At 64.7% G+C, this 14638-nt stretch carries 13 protein-coding genes, 1 tRNA gene, 1 rRNA gene and 1 pseudogene; 9 read left to right on the top strand and 7 right to left on the bottom strand.

The genetic code is table 11. From position 1 onward, the window contains the following. Positions 1 to 66: 66 nt before the first annotated feature. Complete coding sequence (locus tag LY44_RS04760) at positions 67 to 1311, bottom strand: sarcosine oxidase subunit beta family protein (protein ID WP_055210609.1); 1245 nt, start codon at positions 1309 to 1311, stop codon at positions 67 to 69. Positions 1312 to 1550: 239 nt separating this feature from the next. Here LY44_RS04760 and ccmI point away from each other — a divergent pair, with 239 nt between their 5' ends. The 6 genes from ccmI (at position 1551) to LY44_RS17835 (ending at position 7069) form a co-directional block, all read left to right on the top strand. Continuing rightward, the gene (ccmI, locus tag LY44_RS04755) at positions 1551 to 2822 is read left to right on the top strand and encodes a c-type cytochrome biogenesis protein CcmI (RefSeq protein WP_055210607.1); all 1272 of its coding nucleotides are present in this window, start codon (positions 1551 to 1553) and stop codon (positions 2820 to 2822) included. Continuing rightward, positions 2819 to 3298, top strand: coding sequence for a Holliday junction resolvase RuvX (gene ruvX / locus LY44_RS04750; RefSeq protein ID WP_055210605.1), 480 nt, complete (start codon positions 2819 to 2821; stop codon positions 3296 to 3298). The genes ccmI and ruvX overlap by 4 nt, the downstream gene beginning before the upstream one ends. After that, the gene (locus tag LY44_RS04745; RefSeq protein ID WP_055210603.1) at positions 3291 to 3542 is read left to right on the top strand and encodes a DUF1289 domain-containing protein; all 252 of its coding nucleotides are present in this window, start codon (positions 3291 to 3293) and stop codon (positions 3540 to 3542) included. Before ruvX ends, LY44_RS04745 begins: the two co-directional genes overlap by 8 nt. A gap of 241 nt (positions 3543 to 3783) precedes the next feature. Further along, on the top strand, positions 3784 to 4779 hold the full coding sequence (locus tag LY44_RS04740; protein ID WP_055210601.1) for a Hint domain-containing protein: 996 nt from the start codon (positions 3784 to 3786) through the stop codon (positions 4777 to 4779). A 435-nt stretch (positions 4780 to 5214) separates the two neighbouring features. Beyond that, positions 5215 to 6810 carry a peptide chain release factor 3 gene (locus LY44_RS04735; RefSeq protein ID WP_055210599.1) on the top strand — a complete coding sequence of 532 codons (1596 nt, stop codon included), beginning with the start codon at positions 5215 to 5217 and terminating at the stop codon, positions 6808 to 6810. Between the two features lie 94 nt (positions 6811 to 6904). Then, complete coding sequence (locus tag LY44_RS17835; RefSeq protein ID WP_160320031.1) at positions 6905 to 7069, top strand: hypothetical protein; 165 nt, start codon at positions 6905 to 6907, stop codon at positions 7067 to 7069. Between the two features lie 118 nt (positions 7070 to 7187). Here LY44_RS17835 and LY44_RS04730 read toward each other — a convergent pair whose 3' ends face one another. After that, positions 7188 to 8336, bottom strand: coding sequence for a deoxyguanosinetriphosphate triphosphohydrolase (locus LY44_RS04730; protein WP_055210597.1), 1149 nt, complete (start codon positions 8334 to 8336; stop codon positions 7188 to 7190). Between the two features lie 73 nt (positions 8337 to 8409). Here LY44_RS04730 and LY44_RS04725 point away from each other — a divergent pair, with 73 nt between their 5' ends. Next, positions 8410 to 8742, top strand: a complete 333-nt coding sequence (locus LY44_RS04725) for a HesB/IscA family protein (protein WP_055210595.1) — start codon at positions 8410 to 8412, stop codon at positions 8740 to 8742. A 77-nt stretch (positions 8743 to 8819) separates the two neighbouring features. On the opposite strand, the gene LY44_RS04720 is transcribed toward LY44_RS04725, so the two are convergent. The 3 genes from LY44_RS04720 to LY44_RS04710 form a co-directional block, all read right to left on the bottom strand. Continuing rightward, positions 8820 to 10880, bottom strand: a complete 2061-nt coding sequence (locus LY44_RS04720) for a TRAP transporter permease (RefSeq protein WP_055210593.1) — start codon at positions 10878 to 10880, stop codon at positions 8820 to 8822. A gap of 83 nt (positions 10881 to 10963) precedes the next feature. Then, entirely contained in the window at positions 10964 to 11974 is a 1011-nt protein-coding gene (locus tag LY44_RS04715; RefSeq protein ID WP_055210693.1) for a TAXI family TRAP transporter solute-binding subunit, read from the bottom strand. 452 nt (positions 11975 to 12426) lie between these two features. After that, positions 12427 to 13458: an IS110 family RNA-guided transposase gene (locus LY44_RS04710; RefSeq protein ID WP_055210591.1), complete on the bottom strand. Its 1032-nt coding sequence runs from the start codon at positions 13456 to 13458 to the stop codon at positions 12427 to 12429. 255 nt (positions 13459 to 13713) lie between these two features. Here LY44_RS04710 and LY44_RS18605 point away from each other — a divergent pair. Together LY44_RS18605 and LY44_RS04705 are read left to right on the top strand one after the other, a co-directional pair. Next, positions 13714 to 13918, top strand: a pseudogene (locus tag LY44_RS18605) (hypothetical protein); the annotation flags it as partial. 12 nt (positions 13919 to 13930) lie between these two features. After that, positions 13931 to 14146, top strand: a complete 216-nt coding sequence (locus LY44_RS04705; RefSeq protein WP_055210590.1) for a hypothetical protein — start codon at positions 13931 to 13933, stop codon at positions 14144 to 14146. A 175-nt stretch (positions 14147 to 14321) separates the two neighbouring features. Here LY44_RS04705 and LY44_RS04700 read toward each other — a convergent pair. Next, a tRNA-Met gene (locus tag LY44_RS04700) sits at positions 14322 to 14398 on the bottom strand. Between the two features lie 73 nt (positions 14399 to 14471). Beyond that, positions 14472 to 14586 (bottom strand): 5S ribosomal RNA (gene rrf / locus LY44_RS04695). Positions 14587 to 14638: the final 52 nt, after the last annotated feature.

The following is a 14638-nucleotide window of genomic DNA, read 5'->3' as shown; positions in this document are numbered from 1 at the left end:
CGACGGCCGGGGGCGCTGCCCCCGGACCCCCGAGGTATTTCGGGCAAGATGAAAGGGCGAAGGGCATCAATGCGCCACCCCGGCGGCCACGGATTCGTCGATGAACTGGCCTTCCTTGAAGCGGTGCAGGCCGAATTCGGCGGCCAGCGGCGAATAGCCCTTGGCCACCAGTTCCGCCATCGCAAAGCCCGAGCCCGGGATCGCCTTGAAGCCGCCGGTGCCCCAGCCGCAGTTGACGAAGATGCCCTCGACCGGGGTTTTCGACAGGATCGGCGAGCGGTCGCCGGTCATGTCGACGATGCCGCCCCATTGCCGCAGCATCTTGAGGCGCGAGATCACCGGGAAGGTCTCGATCAGGGCGCGGGTGGTTTCTTCGACATGGTGCCACGACCCGCGTTGCGAATAGTTGTTGAAGCCGTCGGTGCCGCCGCCGATCACCAGCTCGCCCTTGTCGGATTGCGACATGTAGCCGTGCACGAGGTTCGCCATCACCACGACGTCGATCGTGGGCTTGATCGGCTCGGACACCCAGGCCTGCAGCGCCATCGATTCGATCGGCAGACGGAAACCGGCCATGCCCGCCAGAACCGAGGAATGCCCGGCGACGACGATGGCGAGCTTGCCGCAATCGATCGCGCCGCGCGAGGTGTCGACACCGACGACCTTGCCCTCGGCCGTGCGCACGCCGGTGACTTCGGTGTTCTGGAGCAGATCCATGCCCATGTCGGAACAGGCCCGCGCATAGCCCCAGGCCACCGCGTCATGCCGCGCGGTGCCGCCCTTTTCCTGATAAAGCGCGCCCAGAACCGGATAGCGCGGCCCGGCGATGTTCAGGATCGGCACCAGCTTCTTGACTTCCTTCGGCTCGATCCAGCGGGTTTCGACATTTTGCAGATTGTTGGCATAGACGGTGCGCTTGTAGCCGCGCATCTCATGTTCCGACTGCGCCAGCATCAGAAGGCCGCGCGGGCTGAACATGACGTTGTAGTTCAGATCCTGGCTCAGCCCCTCGTAAAGCGCGCGCGCCTTTTCATAGATCGCCGCCGAAGGGTCCTGCAGGTAGTTCGAGCGAATGATCGTGGTGTTGCGCCCGGTGTTGCCACCGCCCAGCCAGCCCTTTTCGATGATCGCCACATTCTTGATGCCGTGGACCTTGCCCAGGTAATAGGCCGTGGCCAGCCCGTGGCCGCCCGCCCCCACCACGATCACGTCGTAGCGTTTCTTCGGCTCGGGCGAGGCCCAGGCCTTTTCCCAACCGCTGTGATAGCGCAGCGCCTCGCGCGCCACGGCGAAGATCGAATAGCGTCTCATCGGCCCTCTCTCGCTTCGGGTTGGGGGTGCCACAGGCTGTGCGCGCGCCCCGAGTCTGGCTGTTCCACCTTAGATGAACCGCCCGGAACCCCGAAAGCCCCCCCCATGCGGCAATCGGCAGCAAAAAGCGACATCGTTGACAAGAGCCGCAACACAGAGCCGTGAGGCGGTCTTTCACGCTCTTGTCTCTTTCTGCACGGCGTCAAAAGCCTTATGGGAGATACAGGATAGGAGACCCCATGCTGTTCTGGATCATCTGCGCGACGCTGGTCGCCGCCATCGCCTTCGCCCTTGCCCTGACGCTGATCCGCCCGCGCGGCCAGGCCCAGCCCGCCGAGGCGCAGGATCTGCAGGTCTATCGCGCGCAACTGGCCGAGGTGGACAAGGACCTTGCCCGCGGCGTGCTGAGCCCCGAGGAGGCGGCTCGGAGCCGGGTGGAAATCTCGCGCCGGCTGCTGGAGGCGGACCGGGCGTTGCAGGCGGCGGTGACGGGGGGCGATGCGCCGCGGCGCGGCACTGTGGCGGCGGCGGCGCTGACGGTCGCGGCGCTGGCCGGGGCCTTCGCGATCTACGACCGGATCGGCGCGGCCGGTCTGCCCGATGCGCCGCTGGCCGGGCGGCTGGCCGAGGCGGAGACGCTGTATCAGGCCCGCCCCGATCAGGCAGCGGCGGAAGCGACGGCGGCGGCCGAGCGCAAGGCCGCCGAGGCGCGGGCGACGGCGGCGGGCAGCCCGGTGCCGCAGCCCGATCCGAAATACCTCGAGCTGATGGAGCGGCTGCGTCAGGCGGTGGCGTCGCGGCCCAATGATCCGCAGGGGCTGGCGCTGCTTTCGGAAAACGAGATGGCTTTGGGCAATTACCGCGCCGGATGGGAGGCGCAACGGCGGCTTGTCGCGCTCAAGGGCGACCGGGCCGAGGCGGCGGATTACACCCGTCTGGGCGAGCTGATGACCATCGCCGCGGGCGGGCTGGTGACGGCCGAGGCCGAGGCGGCCTTTGCCAAGGCGCTGGAAATGAACCCGAAAGACGGGCTGGCGCTGTTCTATCTCGGGCTGATGATGGGGCAGAACGACCGCCCCGACCGGGCCTTCAGGCTGTGGGATGCATCGCTGCGCGTCTCGCCGCCCGAGGCGCCCTGGGTGGCCGAGATCGCGCAGGGGATCGAGACGCTGGCCTGGCTGGCGGGCGAGCAGGATTACACCGCGCCGCTGCCGGTGCCCGCGGGCCCCTCGGCCGAGCAGATGCGAGCCGCCGAGGGCATGGCCCCCGCCGACCGTCTGGCGATGATCCGCGGCATGGTCGAAAACCTGAACGCGCGGCTGGCGAACGAGGGCGGCAGTTCCGAGGATTGGGCGAAGCTGATCTCCTCGCTGCGGGTGCTGGGCGAGGCCGAGCGCGCCGCGGCGATCGCCACCGAGGCGCGGACGAAATTCACCGGCCGCGCCGAGGATCTGGCGAAGATCGAGGCGGCGGTGCAAACGCCGCTTGGCACGATCGGAGCCGCGCCATGATCTGCACCGAGATCAGCGATTTCGCGGGAGCGCTGCCGCGGGTGGGGGCGCTGGCCGGGCTTGACCTGGGCACGAAGACGATCGGGGTCTCGGTCTCGGACACGCTGCGGGGCATCGCGACGCCGCTGCGCACGATCCGGCGCGAGAAATTCACCCTCGACGTGGCGGATCTGATGAAGACGGTGGCCGAGCGGCAGATCGTCGGTTTCGTCCTCGGGCTGCCGGTGAACATGGACGGCTCCGAGGGGCCGCGGGCGCAATCGACCCGGGCCTTCGCGCGCAACCTTGAAAAGCTGACGCCCTTGCCGATAACCTTCTGGGACGAGCGGCTCTCGACGGTGGCGGCCGAACGCGCGATGCTCGAGGCCGATCTTTCCCGCAAGCGCCGGGCCGAACTGGTCGATCACGTCGCGGCGGGGTTCATTTTGCAAGGCGCGCTCGACCGCCTTGCGCATCTGGGGCGCGCACATGGCTGAAAACACGCCGGAAAATACCGACGGGATCTGGAAACGGGCGGAAATCGACACGCCCTGCGTGAAGATCTGCCAGATCCACCCGACCGAGCGGCTTTGCATCGGCTGCCTGCGCACGCTCGACGAGATCGGCCGCTGGTCGCGCATGAGCCCCGAAGAGCGCCGCGCGGTGATGGCCGAGCTGCCCGCCCGCGCGCCGCGTCTGGCCCAGCGCCGCGGCGGGCGCGCGGCACGACAGGCGGAGTAAGGGGGGCTCTGCCCCCCGTCCGCAAGCGGACTCCCCCCGGGATATTTGCAGCAAGATGAAACCGGATGCCTTTCATCTTGCCCGAAATATCCCGGGGGGTGAATGGCGAAGCCAGAGGGGGGCAGCGCCCCCCTGCCCCGGCGGTCCGTGGCGGCGCCTTGACGGGCGGGGGCGCGGGCATTAACCGAAATTGCAACAGATGCTGCGATCCTCGCCCAACCCCTCGTTCCCCGGACCCGCCATGACCGCCTCGCGTTCCCTGCCGCCTCAGGTCGTCCACGTCTATGAGGCCGATCTGATCTGGGTGACCTCGGGCGCCAATCAGGGCGACGGGCTTGATCTGGCCGCGCTGTGCCAGCCCGGCGACATCTATCAGCTCGAGCGCGCGGCACGGCCGCTGCGGCTGCTGATCGCCGCCGATCCCGACACCGGGCAGCGTATCTGCGCGGGTTCGGAACTGGGCGCCGAAGGCGACCGGATCGCCCTGCTGGCGCGGCATGTCTTCATCACGCCGGACGGCGACACGGTCGATATCCTGTTGATCCGGCATGAGGAAACGCAGATCTTCTATGCCCTGCCGCTGTCGCCGATCGCGCCGCGGGTCGATTACACCCTGCTTGAAGCCACCGATGATCCGGGCGATGTGCGGCTTTCGGATCTGGTCTGCATCGCCTTCACCACCGGCACGCTGATCACCATGGCGGGCGGCGCGCAGCGCCCGATCGAGACGCTGGCGCCCGGCGACCGCGTGCTGACGCGCGACAGCGGCCCGCAGCCGGTGCGGCTGGTGGCGCGGGCAACGCTGCGCGCCTTGGGCTCTTTCGCGCCGGTGGTGATTTCGGCCGGAACGCTGGGCAATGAAAGCGATCTGATCGTCGCGCCGCATCACCGGGTGTTCCTGTATCGGCGCGGCGAAAAGCGGCTGGGCGACACCGCCGAGATCCTCGTGCAGGCCAAGCATCTGGTCGATGGCGACCATGTCTGGCGCCGCGAAGGCGGTTATGTCGATTATTTCGCGCTCGTTTTCGACCGGCACGAGATCGTCTATGCCGAGGGCGTACCGGTCGAAAGCCTGCAGGTGTCTGAGGCGACGCTGAGCCTGATGCCCGAGGAACTCTCGGCCGAGATCAAGGCCCGCCTGCCCGATCTGTCGCACACGCCGCATTTCGGCACCGAGGCCGGGCGCGAGATGCTTGACCGCGTCGGCCGCGAGGCGCTGTTTCGCAAGAAGGACTGACCCTTTCGGCGGCTATTCCGCCGCAGGCCCGCAATCGCAGCGACCTTGCGGACGCGGATGCGGATCGGTGCAATCGGCGCAGTCCCAGGCCCCCTCGCCCTCGGAACGGCACAGCTTCAAGTCAAGATGCCTTTCGCGGTCCCTGGCGGTGAAAAGCGGCACCCCGCAATAGGGGCACAGAACCGTTTCGCGCGCAGTCAAAGACCCGGCAGCGGGATCGACCCTTGCCATGGCAGCCTCCTGTTCCGATCGGGGTCGGGCGCGTAAGCGACCCCCGTCCGCCGAAGACAGGCTCCCCCACGAAGCCCGCCCGACGTTGGTCAAGCTTGGAACGATTCTACGCAGCGTGCCATGATCCGGATCAATTTGCCGCAGGCCGGGCGGGAAAAATCCGTCCTTCTTGCCCGCAATCCCGCCTTGCGGTAAAGGCCGCGCATGAGCAACCGTGCCCCCCTCCCGCCCGAAATCGCCCGCCGCCGGACCTTTGCGATCATCTCGCACCCCGACGCCGGGAAAACCACGCTCACCGAGAAATTCCTGCTGTTCGGGGGCGCGATCCAGATGGCGGGGCAAGTCCGTGCCAAGGGCGAGGCGCGGCGCACGCGTTCGGACTTCATGAAGCTGGAACAGGAACGCGGCATCTCGGTCTCGGCCTCGGCGATGAGCTTCGATTTCCGCCAGTATCGCTTCAATCTGGTCGACACGCCCGGCCACTCGGATTTCTCCGAGGACACCTATCGCACGCTGACCGCCGTTGACGCCGCGATCATGGTGATCGACGGGGCGAAGGGGGTGGAAAGCCAGACGCGGAAACTGTTCGAGGTCTGCCGGTTGCGCGATCTGCCGATCCTGACATTCTGCAACAAGATGGACCGCGAAAGCCGCGACACCTTCGAGATCATCGACGAGATTCAGGAAAACCTCGCCATCGACGTTGCCCCGGCCAGCTGGCCGATCGGGATGGGGCGCGAGTTTCTGGGCTGCTACGACATCCTGCACGACCGGCTCGAGCTGATGGACCGCGCCGACCGCAACCGGGTGGCGGAAAGCATCAAGATCGACGGGCTCGACGATCCGAAGCTCGCCGATCATGTGCCCGCCGATCTGCTGGCCAAGCTGCGCGAGGAAGTGGCGATGGCGCGCGAGCTTCTGCCCGCCTTCGACCGGCAAAGCTTTCTGGAAGGCCACATGACGCCGATCTGGTTCGGCTCGGCGATCAATTCCTTTGGCGTCAAGGAGTTGATGGACGGCATGGGCGCATACGGCCCCGAGCCGCAGCCGCAAAAGGCAGCCGAGCGGCAGATTGCCTCGGACGAAACCCCGGTCACCGGCTTCGTCTTCAAGGTGCAGGCGAACATGGATCCGAAGCACCGCGACCGCGTCGCCTTCGTGCGTCTGGCCTCGGGGCATTTCGAGCGCGGCATGAAGCTTTTGCATGTGCGCTCGGGCAAGCCGATGGCGGTCTCGAACCCGGTGCTGTTTCTGGCCGCCGACCGCGAACTGGCCGAGGAGGCCTGGGCGGGCGACATCATCGGCATTCCGAACCACGGGCAATTGCGCATCGGCGACGCGCTGACCGAGGGGGAAAAGCTGCGCTTCACCGGCATTCCGAGTTTCGCGCCGGAACTGCTGCAGGCCGTGCGCTCGACCGATCCGATGAAGGGCAAGCATCTGGAAAAGGCGCTGATGCAATTCGCCGAGGAAGGCGCGGCCAAGGTTTTCAAGCCGATGATCGGCTCGGGCTTCATCGTCGGCGTCGTCGGCGCGCTGCAATTCGACGTGCTGGCGAGCCGGATCGAGATCGAATACGGCATTCCGGTGCGGTTTGAGAGCTCGCAATTCACCAGTGCCCGCTGGGTGCTGGGGCCGAAGGACACGGTCGAGAAACTGGTCAACGTGAACAAGCAGCATATCGCGACGGACCACGATGGCGACATCGTCTTCCTGACCCGGCTGCAATGGGACATTGATCGGGTGGTGCGGGATTATGAGGGCGTGAAGCTGTCGGCGACGAAGGAAATGATGCAATAAGGGCCCCGCGCCGGAAGGCATGGCGCACGCGTTAAAGTTGTGTTAGACTGACGGCGCGGCACAGGCCGCATGTCTGAACAGTTTGGAGGATGCCATGTCCGACGACGATGTGATGGACAAGAAACGTCAGAAGGCCGCCGACAAGATCATCACCCGGATGACCGAGGAGGGCGCGAGCCCCGGCGACATCAAGATCCAGAAAAAGGCGAACAAGGACGCCTTCGGTCACGAAGGCGACTACGACGCCGACAGGGGCTGAGACCGGTGCGCCGTCCCCTTGCCCCGGGGGGCGGCGCATTTTGCGCGCGTGACGAAGGGCGTATTTGCACCAAGGAAACCCATGTGTTTTTTCTTGGCGCAAATACGCGACTGCGCGCTCAGTCCTCGCCGAAGAGCCGGTGATGTTCCTGGATCGCGAAGCGGTCGGTCATGCCCGCGACGTAATCCAGAACCGTGCGCGCCAGTTCCGAATTCCCCTTGGCCCGCGCGCGGGCGACATCGGCCTGCCAATCCTCGGGCAGAAGCTCGGGGCGCTCAAGGAAAAGCGGGAAAAGCGCATTCACCATCGCCGTCACCCGCTGCCGTTCCACCACCACGGTCGGCGCGCGATACATCCGGGTGAACAGGAACCCCTTGATCGCCTTGATGTTCTGGTAAAGCGGCTTGGAAAACCGGATGATCGGCCCCTGCATCGCGCGGATCTCGTCGACATGGCGCGGTCGCAAAGCGTCAAGCCGGTTCTTCGCCACCGCGATCACGTCTTCGACCATCACGCCGAAGACCCGCCGCAAGGCCTCGTGGCGGCGCCGCATCGGATCAAGCCCCGGGTAAAGCTTGTCCACCGTGGCAAAACACTCGCCCAGAACCGGCAAGTCGCACAGGTCGGCTTCGGTGAACAGCCCGGCGCGCAGGCCGTCGTGCAGGTCATGGTGGTTGTAGGCGCAGTCATCGGCCACCGCCGCCACCTGCGCCTCGGCGCTGGCATTGGTGGTCAGTTCCAGATCCCATTGCGCATTCACCTCGGCCAGGGCGTAATTCCACGGCTGCGCCACCGGGCCGTTGTGCTTGGCGATGCCCTCGAGCGTCTCCCAGGTCAGATTGAGCCCGTCGAAATCGGCGTAATGGCGTTCGAGCCGCGTCACGATCCGCAGCGCCTGGGCGTTGTGATCGAACCCGCCGTAAGGCTCCATCAAGAGCGCCAGCGCATCCTCGCCGGTATGGCCGAAGGGCGGATGGCCCAGATCATGCGCCAAGGCAACCGCCTCGGCCAGATCGGTGTTCAGACCGAGCGCGCCTGCGATCGTGCGCGCCACCTGCGCCACCTCGATCGTATGGGTCAGCCGGGTGCGGTAATAATCGCCCTCGTGTTCGACAAAGACCTGGGTCTTGTGTTTCAGCCGCCGGAACGCCGAGGAATGGATGATCCGGTCGCGGTCGCGCTGAAACGGAGTGCGGAAGGTGGAATAGCTTTCGGCGAAAAGCCGGCCCCGGCTGGCCTCGGGATTGCAGGCATAGGGTTGCAGCATCTCTCACCTCACCTTGTCGCAGGGCATGCCCCCTCCTATACTCTAAAGGGAACAACAGAACAGGTCCAACCCGATGCTATTGCCGCCGAAAGTCACCCCCCGCGCCTTTGCGCGTCTGGCGAAACTGAATGCGCAGGAAGCCACGCCCAGGGCGCTGCGCGTCGCGGTCGAGGGCGGCGGCTGTTCGGGGTTTCAATATGACCTGAAACTGGAAGAGGTTGCCGCGCCCGATGATCTGGTGATCGAGGGGGAAGGCCAGCGCGTGCTGATCGACCCGGTCAGCCTGCCGTTTTTGCAAGATGCGGTGATCGACTACACGCAAGAGCTGATCGGGGCGCGGTTCGTGGTGCAAAACCCGAATGCGACGGCCAGCTGCGGCTGCGGGATTTCCTTTTCGATGGCGTAGGTCGCCCTGAACACCCCGTTCACGCCATCTCGGGGATCTGATTGCGGCCCTCATCGCAGCTCTTTCCGGCGGTCCTGTCAGGGGACGGCGGGAGATCGGGCTCGGCCCGCAAGCCACTGACGCAGGGTCACCGCCATCAGGATGACCGCCCCGATCGCGGTGGAAACCATCTCGGGCGCGATCATCAGCAGCGCCGCAATCGGCAGCGCCACCCGCTCGATCAGCAGCAGCGGGCGCAGCAGCCAGTTGGTGATGGCCGCCGACAGCGCGATGATGCCGAGGACTGCCCCGCTAAACGCCAGCGCGAACGACCCCCAGCTGAAATCTGCCGTCACCAGCAGCAAGGACGGCGAGAACACGAACATGAACGGCACCAGCGCCTTGCCCATCGAAAGGCGGAACGCGGTGTTGCCGGCCTTGAACGCATTGGCCCCGGCGATCCCTGCGGCGGCATAGGCGGCCATCGCCACCGGGGGCGTCACATCCGCCAGCACGCCGAAGTAGAACACGAAGAAATGCGCCACGAGCGGCTCGACATTCATCATCGAGAGGACCGGGGCAGCCACGGCGACCATGATGATATAGTTTGCCGTCGTCGGAATCCCGCAGCCCATCAAGATGCAGACCACCGCCGTCATCATCAGCGTGAACAAGAGCGCGAGCGTGGACATGCTGAACAGTTCGATCGGCAGGAAGGCGAGGAAAGCATGGGTGCTTTCGGCCCAACCCTGGGCCACGCCGGTCAGCATGAACGCGATCTTGAAGCCGATGCCCGTCAGCGTGACAACGCCGATGACAACCCCCACCAGCGCCGCCGCCGCCGTCACGGCAAGCGCGCCCTTGGCGCCCGAGATGAAGCTCTCGTAGATGCCCGCCGCAAACTCGCGGGCGCCCTTGGCCAGCCCCGCCGCCATCACCCGCTGAATGGCATAGATCACGATACAGGCGGTGATCGCCCAGAAGGCGGCCAGAAACGGCGTGCGCCCCGACATCAGCATGTAAACCAGCAGGATCAGCGGCAGCATCGCCAGCCAGCCCTTGCGCAGCACCTGCATGGCGTTCGGCAATTCTTCCTTGCGCAGGCCGCGGATGCCCAGTCGCTTCGCCTCCAGATGCACCTGAACCAGCACCCCGAAAAAGTGCATGAAGGCGGGCACGATGGCCGCAATCAGGATGGTGCGCAGCGGGATGCCCAGATACTCGACCATCAGGAACGCCACCGCCCCCATCACCGGCGGGGTGATCTGACCGCCGGTGGACGAGGCCGCCTCGACCGCCGCCGCGAAATGACGCCGGAAGCCGATCTTGATCATCGTGGGAATGGTCAGCGCGCCGGTGGTCACCGTGTTGGCGATGGACGAGCCCGAGATCGACCCCAGAAGCGCCGAAGACACCACCGACACTTTCGCCGGCCCGCCGGAAAAGCGCCCGGTCAGCGCCGTCGCCAGGTCGATGAAGAGCTGCCCCAGTCCGATACGCTGCGCCATCGCCCCGAACAGCACGAAATGGAACACATAGGTCGCGATGACCCCCAGCGCGGTGCCGTAGACACCCTGTGACGAAAGGTAAAGGTGGTTGACGATCCCCGACCAGTCCGCTCCGGGATGCACGAAGATCCCCGGCATCGACTGGCCGAAATAGGCATATCCGATGAACATCAGCGCGATGAGGGGCAAGGGCCAGCCCATCGACCGGCGCACGGCCTCGAACAGGGTCACCAGAAGGATCGTCCCCATGACCACGTCGATCTGCAGCGGATTGCCGATGCGGAAGGCGAGCTGATCATAGATCCAGGGCACATAAAGCGCGCTGACCACTGCCCCGAGGCCGAAAAGCCAGTCCGTGACCGGCAGGCCAAGCACGGCAAAACCGTGTGTCCTGTGTCGCCGTGATGACAGCGCGGCAAAGCTGAGGAAGATCAGAAGCAGCGACACCCCCATGTGGATGCCGCGATGGGTGGTGGCGCGCGGAATGCCGAAACCGGAGGTATAGTAGTGATAGCAGGCCAGCGCGAAGAGGATCACCCCCGCCAGAGTGGCCACGGGCCGCGTGACAGTGCGAAAGCGCGCTTCGGGATCGAACTGTTCTTCGATCGCTGCAAGCTCCGCTGCGGTCATCGCGCGTTTGCCGTCACTCATCGGGGTATCCTCAAGGCTCGTGTAGTGAAAGAAACGCGATCGGCTGTTGCGATCGCGTTCCCGGTCGATTCAGAACAGGCCGATCACTTGATCGCGCCGACTTCCCTATAGAACTTTTCGGCACCCGGATGGAACGGGATCCCCGCACCCTGCACCGCATTTTCCAGCGTGATGAACTTGCCCTTGGAATGACCGTTGGCAAACAGCTTCTGGGTGGTTTCGTTGAACATCGCCTTGGTGATGCCGTAGACCAGCTCTTCGGAGAGATCGGCCGAGGTCACCAGCTGCGCGCCGACCGACAGGGTGGGCACTTCGGCGTCCTGGCCCTTGTAGGTGCCCGCCGGAACCACGTCATTGGCGAAGAACTTGTATTGGGCGCGCAGCGCATCGACCTCGGGGCCGGTGATCGGAACCATCACCACCTCGTGCTGGCTGGACAGTTCGGCGATCGCACCGGCCGGATAGCCGCCCACGAAGAAGAACGCGTCCATCGCCCTGTCGCGCATCCGGTCAGAGGCCTGATCGGGTTTCAGATATTCCGGCGTGATGTCGGCTTCGGTCAGGCCGAACGCGCCCAGAATGATCTTGGCATCGACCAGCGTGCCCGATCCCGGCTCGTCAAGCGACACCCGCTTGCCCTTGAGATCGGCGACCGAGGTGATGCCCGACGCCTTGGTGGCGACCAGATGGATGCTTTCGGGGTAAAGGGTCGCGATCAGCCGCAGCTTTTCGACCGGCGGCTGACCTTCCCAGATGCCGGTTCCGGTCTGCGCCCAGAAGGCGACGTCGGACTGGCTGAAGCCTGCCTCAAGCGTGCCGCCGTTGATCGAATTCACGTTGCCGACCGACCCGTTCGAGGCCACCGCAGTGGCGATCAGCCCGGGCACGCCGCAAGATCCACCATCCTCGCAGGCGCGCGATCCCGGCGGATTGGAAATCGCGTTCGCGATCAGACCGCCGATCGGGTAGTAGGTCCCGGCCGTGCCTCCGGTTCCGATCCTGAAAAACTGCAGGTCTTGCGCCACAACTCCCTGCGCCATCAGGCCGACCGCAAGCGCGGCTCCCGCAAGGGATTTGAAAGAAACGAACTGCATGCGTAGATCCTCCAGAATGTCGATGGGGTAGATGCCGCTGCGAGCGAGCAGACCATTCTGATGGTAAGGGATGATCCGCAGGAGGTCCAGCTTCGAGCGCCAGGCAAGTCTTTTCCGGCAGACGGCAGGCATCGCGACACGGCGCCCCGGTTCATGGTTTCTTGACACGGTATCGATCGCCATCCCTCCGGGCCCTCCGCGGCAGTGTCCACGGTGCTTCTCTAATCGCCTTGGTCAAGTGCTGATCTCCCTTTGTTTTGTCCTGCGCGCCGGGCTCTGAGATTCTCTCCGCGGTCACCGCTCGGGGCCGCATTTTTGCGTTCAGGGTTGGAAGGATCGAAATGGTGTGCGCGGTCGGAGCCGCAGTCCGTGGAGCGATCTCTTCCTCGCCGCGCGTCCCGGCTGGACGCATTTCTACACGCGAGGGACCCGCGTCAATTTCAGCGGCGTTGTCACGGCATTGCCGCCTCCCGGTAGGGCGTGTTGTTGATCCACATGGCGTGCAGGATCACCGCGAGCTTCCTCGCGAGCGCCACCTTGGCTTTCCGCGGCCCTGTCCTCTCGGCAATTGCCTTGGCCCAGTCACGGAGACGGTGGCCACCGATGGCACGACAGAAGATCGCGTTCGCCGCCTCGTACAGGCATTTTCGCGTGAATGTGTCGCCGCGTTTGGAAACTCGACCGTTTCGACTGACTTCGCCGGATTCGTATCGCCTCGGTGTCAGTCCCAGATAGGCGCCCACGCTGGAGGATCTTCGGAAGCGTGAGGCATCATCGAAGGCAGCGACCACCGCCATGGCCGTTATGGCGCCGACACCCGGCGCCGTCATCAACAGGCGGACCGTCTCGTGGGTCTTGGCAACGGCCCGGATACGACTGTCCAAAGCCGCTATCTGGGTCAGAATGTCCCGCCTCGCCTGCATGAGAGCCGCGAAGACGGGAACGAGCTCGGGAGCAACCGACAATTCGTTGTCGAAGATTTCCTCGGCGCGGCGCTTGAACCCACCCACCCGTTTGCCGAACATCACGCCGAAGGTTTTCAGGAGCCCCCTGATCTCGTTCTCCAGCCGAACGCGCATGCCGACAAGCGCTTCGCGCGCCGTCAACATGGCCCGGTTGACATAGGCAGCGTGGCTCTTGATCTGCACGGCCTTGAACCAACCCGTGCGTACGATCTGGGCAAGCCCACGGGCATCATGCCGGTCCGTCTTGTTCGGCATCATCTTCAGGACGCCGTGGGCATGACGCGCGTCCAAGCAGATGATCGGGAGGGTGCGCTCAGCCAAGGCGTTCCAGAGCCAGACGGCAAGCGGACCGGTTTCCATTCCGACCCGTTCGACATCATCGAACCGGTCACGCAGCCAACGGTCGATGGCGTCAGGACAGGTCGGCACCTTCGCTTCGCCCAGGATCATGCCGTCCGCGTCCACCACGCAGATTGCCGTCTCTTCCTGCGACACATCCAATGCAGCGTACACTCCCATTCCAAATCCTCCTTTTCCTGGCCTCAGCAGCTGCCAAAGCATCCAGTGGCTTTCTCGATACGAGATGAGGTAGTTCGGTATGGCGATTACGCTAAATGGTGTAATTTCATCGCCGCCAGCGGTGTGATCCCGGGTGGCCATCGAGGTGTAAGATCAAGGTGGAGTTTCGACGCTTCAACTACGAACCCTACGGAGCCCCCGATGACCAAGATCGAGCCATGGGAACGCCACGGGTTCGAGTGACCATGGCGAGGCATGGACCTGTCCGAGCTGATGGCCAAGCACGATCAGGGCGATTTGCCTCACGCAGCCTCGCCGAGGCCGTCTTGCCGCTGCTCATGGACTTCGAGCGTAAAGCGATCGATCCAGTGGATCGATCGTAGCGAAGAAGGATGTCGAAGGCCTGATCGGCGCCGGTCGGCATGAGCGCAGCGGCGAGCGCACGACCTGGCGCAACGGGAACCCGCGCCCCATGCGCGACCTTTTGCGCGGCGGGGCCGAACGCCTGCAAGTTGGGGCGACGGAGTTTCAATGCACGCCTGAGGAATTGCTCTCGGGGCTGATCGAAACGGTCTACACCATGCGCAACGCCCTGCTGCACGGCGAGGTGGACCCCGACCCAAGGGTGCTGGCTTGTTACGAGCCAGCCTACAGGATCGTTATGGCCCTTCTGAGGTGTATCGGTTGAGGGAATAGGGCATCGCGTCGTGCGGAAGTTATTACCGCATGTTGCGTTACGGCCACAGCGTTTGCTTGGCGCCGATGTAGCACCTTCTGCTTCCACAGTGCTTCCACGGGTTTTGCGCAAATGCAAAGGGCCCCGCGAGGGCGAGGCATAACGCATTGATCTTGTTTGTATATTTTGGTTGCGGGGGCAGGATTTGAACCTGCGGCCTTCAGGTTATGAGCCTGACGAGCTACCGGGCTGCTCCACCCCGCGTTATGTCCCGAGGGCTTTGTTTGCGATCGGGGTTTATTGGTATCGTTTTGAGAGAACTTTGGCTTCTTACTAGGTTTGGCGGTGACCTACTCTCCCACGTCTTGAGACGCAGTACCATCGGCGTGTTGGCCCTTAACGGCCGAGTTCGGGATGGGATCGGGTGTTTAGCCAACGCTATGACCACCAAACCGAGGAAGAAGCCATCTGTCCAAGTCAAGTATCAGGAGAAGCTCGCGTACC

The sequence above is a fragment of the Rhodobacter capsulatus genome (assembly GCF_003254295.1).
In the GTDB taxonomy this organism is placed as follows: domain Bacteria; phylum Pseudomonadota; class Alphaproteobacteria; order Rhodobacterales; family Rhodobacteraceae; genus Rhodobacter; species Rhodobacter capsulatus.
Note: the sequence above shows the minus strand (reverse complement) of the source record. Positions and strands in the feature narration are given on the sequence as shown.

What these genes read in the sequence shown, in the direction of transcription:
- LY44_RS04760 (WP_055210609.1), bottom strand. Translation starts at nt 1,311, where the DNA reads ATGAGACGCTATTCGATCTTCGCCGTGGCGCGCGAGGCGCTGCGCTAT.
- ccmI (WP_055210607.1), top strand. Translation starts at nt 1,551, where the DNA reads ATGCTGTTCTGGATCATCTGCGCGACGCTGGTCGCCGCCATCGCCTTC.
- ruvX (WP_055210605.1), top strand. Translation starts at nt 2,819, where the DNA reads ATGATCTGCACCGAGATCAGCGATTTCGCGGGAGCGCTGCCGCGGGTG.
- LY44_RS04745 (WP_055210603.1), top strand. Translation starts at nt 3,291, where the DNA reads ATGGCTGAAAACACGCCGGAAAATACCGACGGGATCTGGAAACGGGCG.
- LY44_RS04740 (WP_055210601.1), top strand. Translation starts at nt 3,784, where the DNA reads ATGACCGCCTCGCGTTCCCTGCCGCCTCAGGTCGTCCACGTCTATGAG.
- LY44_RS04735 (WP_055210599.1), top strand. Translation starts at nt 5,215, where the DNA reads ATGAGCAACCGTGCCCCCCTCCCGCCCGAAATCGCCCGCCGCCGGACC.
- LY44_RS17835 (WP_160320031.1), top strand. Translation starts at nt 6,905, where the DNA reads ATGTCCGACGACGATGTGATGGACAAGAAACGTCAGAAGGCCGCCGAC.
- LY44_RS04730 (WP_055210597.1), bottom strand. Translation starts at nt 8,336, where the DNA reads ATGCTGCAACCCTATGCCTGCAATCCCGAGGCCAGCCGGGGCCGGCTT.
- LY44_RS04725 (WP_055210595.1), top strand. Translation starts at nt 8,410, where the DNA reads ATGCTATTGCCGCCGAAAGTCACCCCCCGCGCCTTTGCGCGTCTGGCG.
- LY44_RS04720 (WP_055210593.1), bottom strand. Translation starts at nt 10,880, where the DNA reads ATGAGTGACGGCAAACGCGCGATGACCGCAGCGGAGCTTGCAGCGATC.
- LY44_RS04715 (WP_055210693.1), bottom strand. Translation starts at nt 11,974, where the DNA reads ATGCAGTTCGTTTCTTTCAAATCCCTTGCGGGAGCCGCGCTTGCGGTC.
- LY44_RS04710 (WP_055210591.1), bottom strand. Translation starts at nt 13,458, where the DNA reads ATGGGAGTGTACGCTGCATTGGATGTGTCGCAGGAAGAGACGGCAATC.
- LY44_RS04705 (WP_055210590.1), top strand. Translation starts at nt 13,931, where the DNA reads ATGCGCGACCTTTTGCGCGGCGGGGCCGAACGCCTGCAAGTTGGGGCG.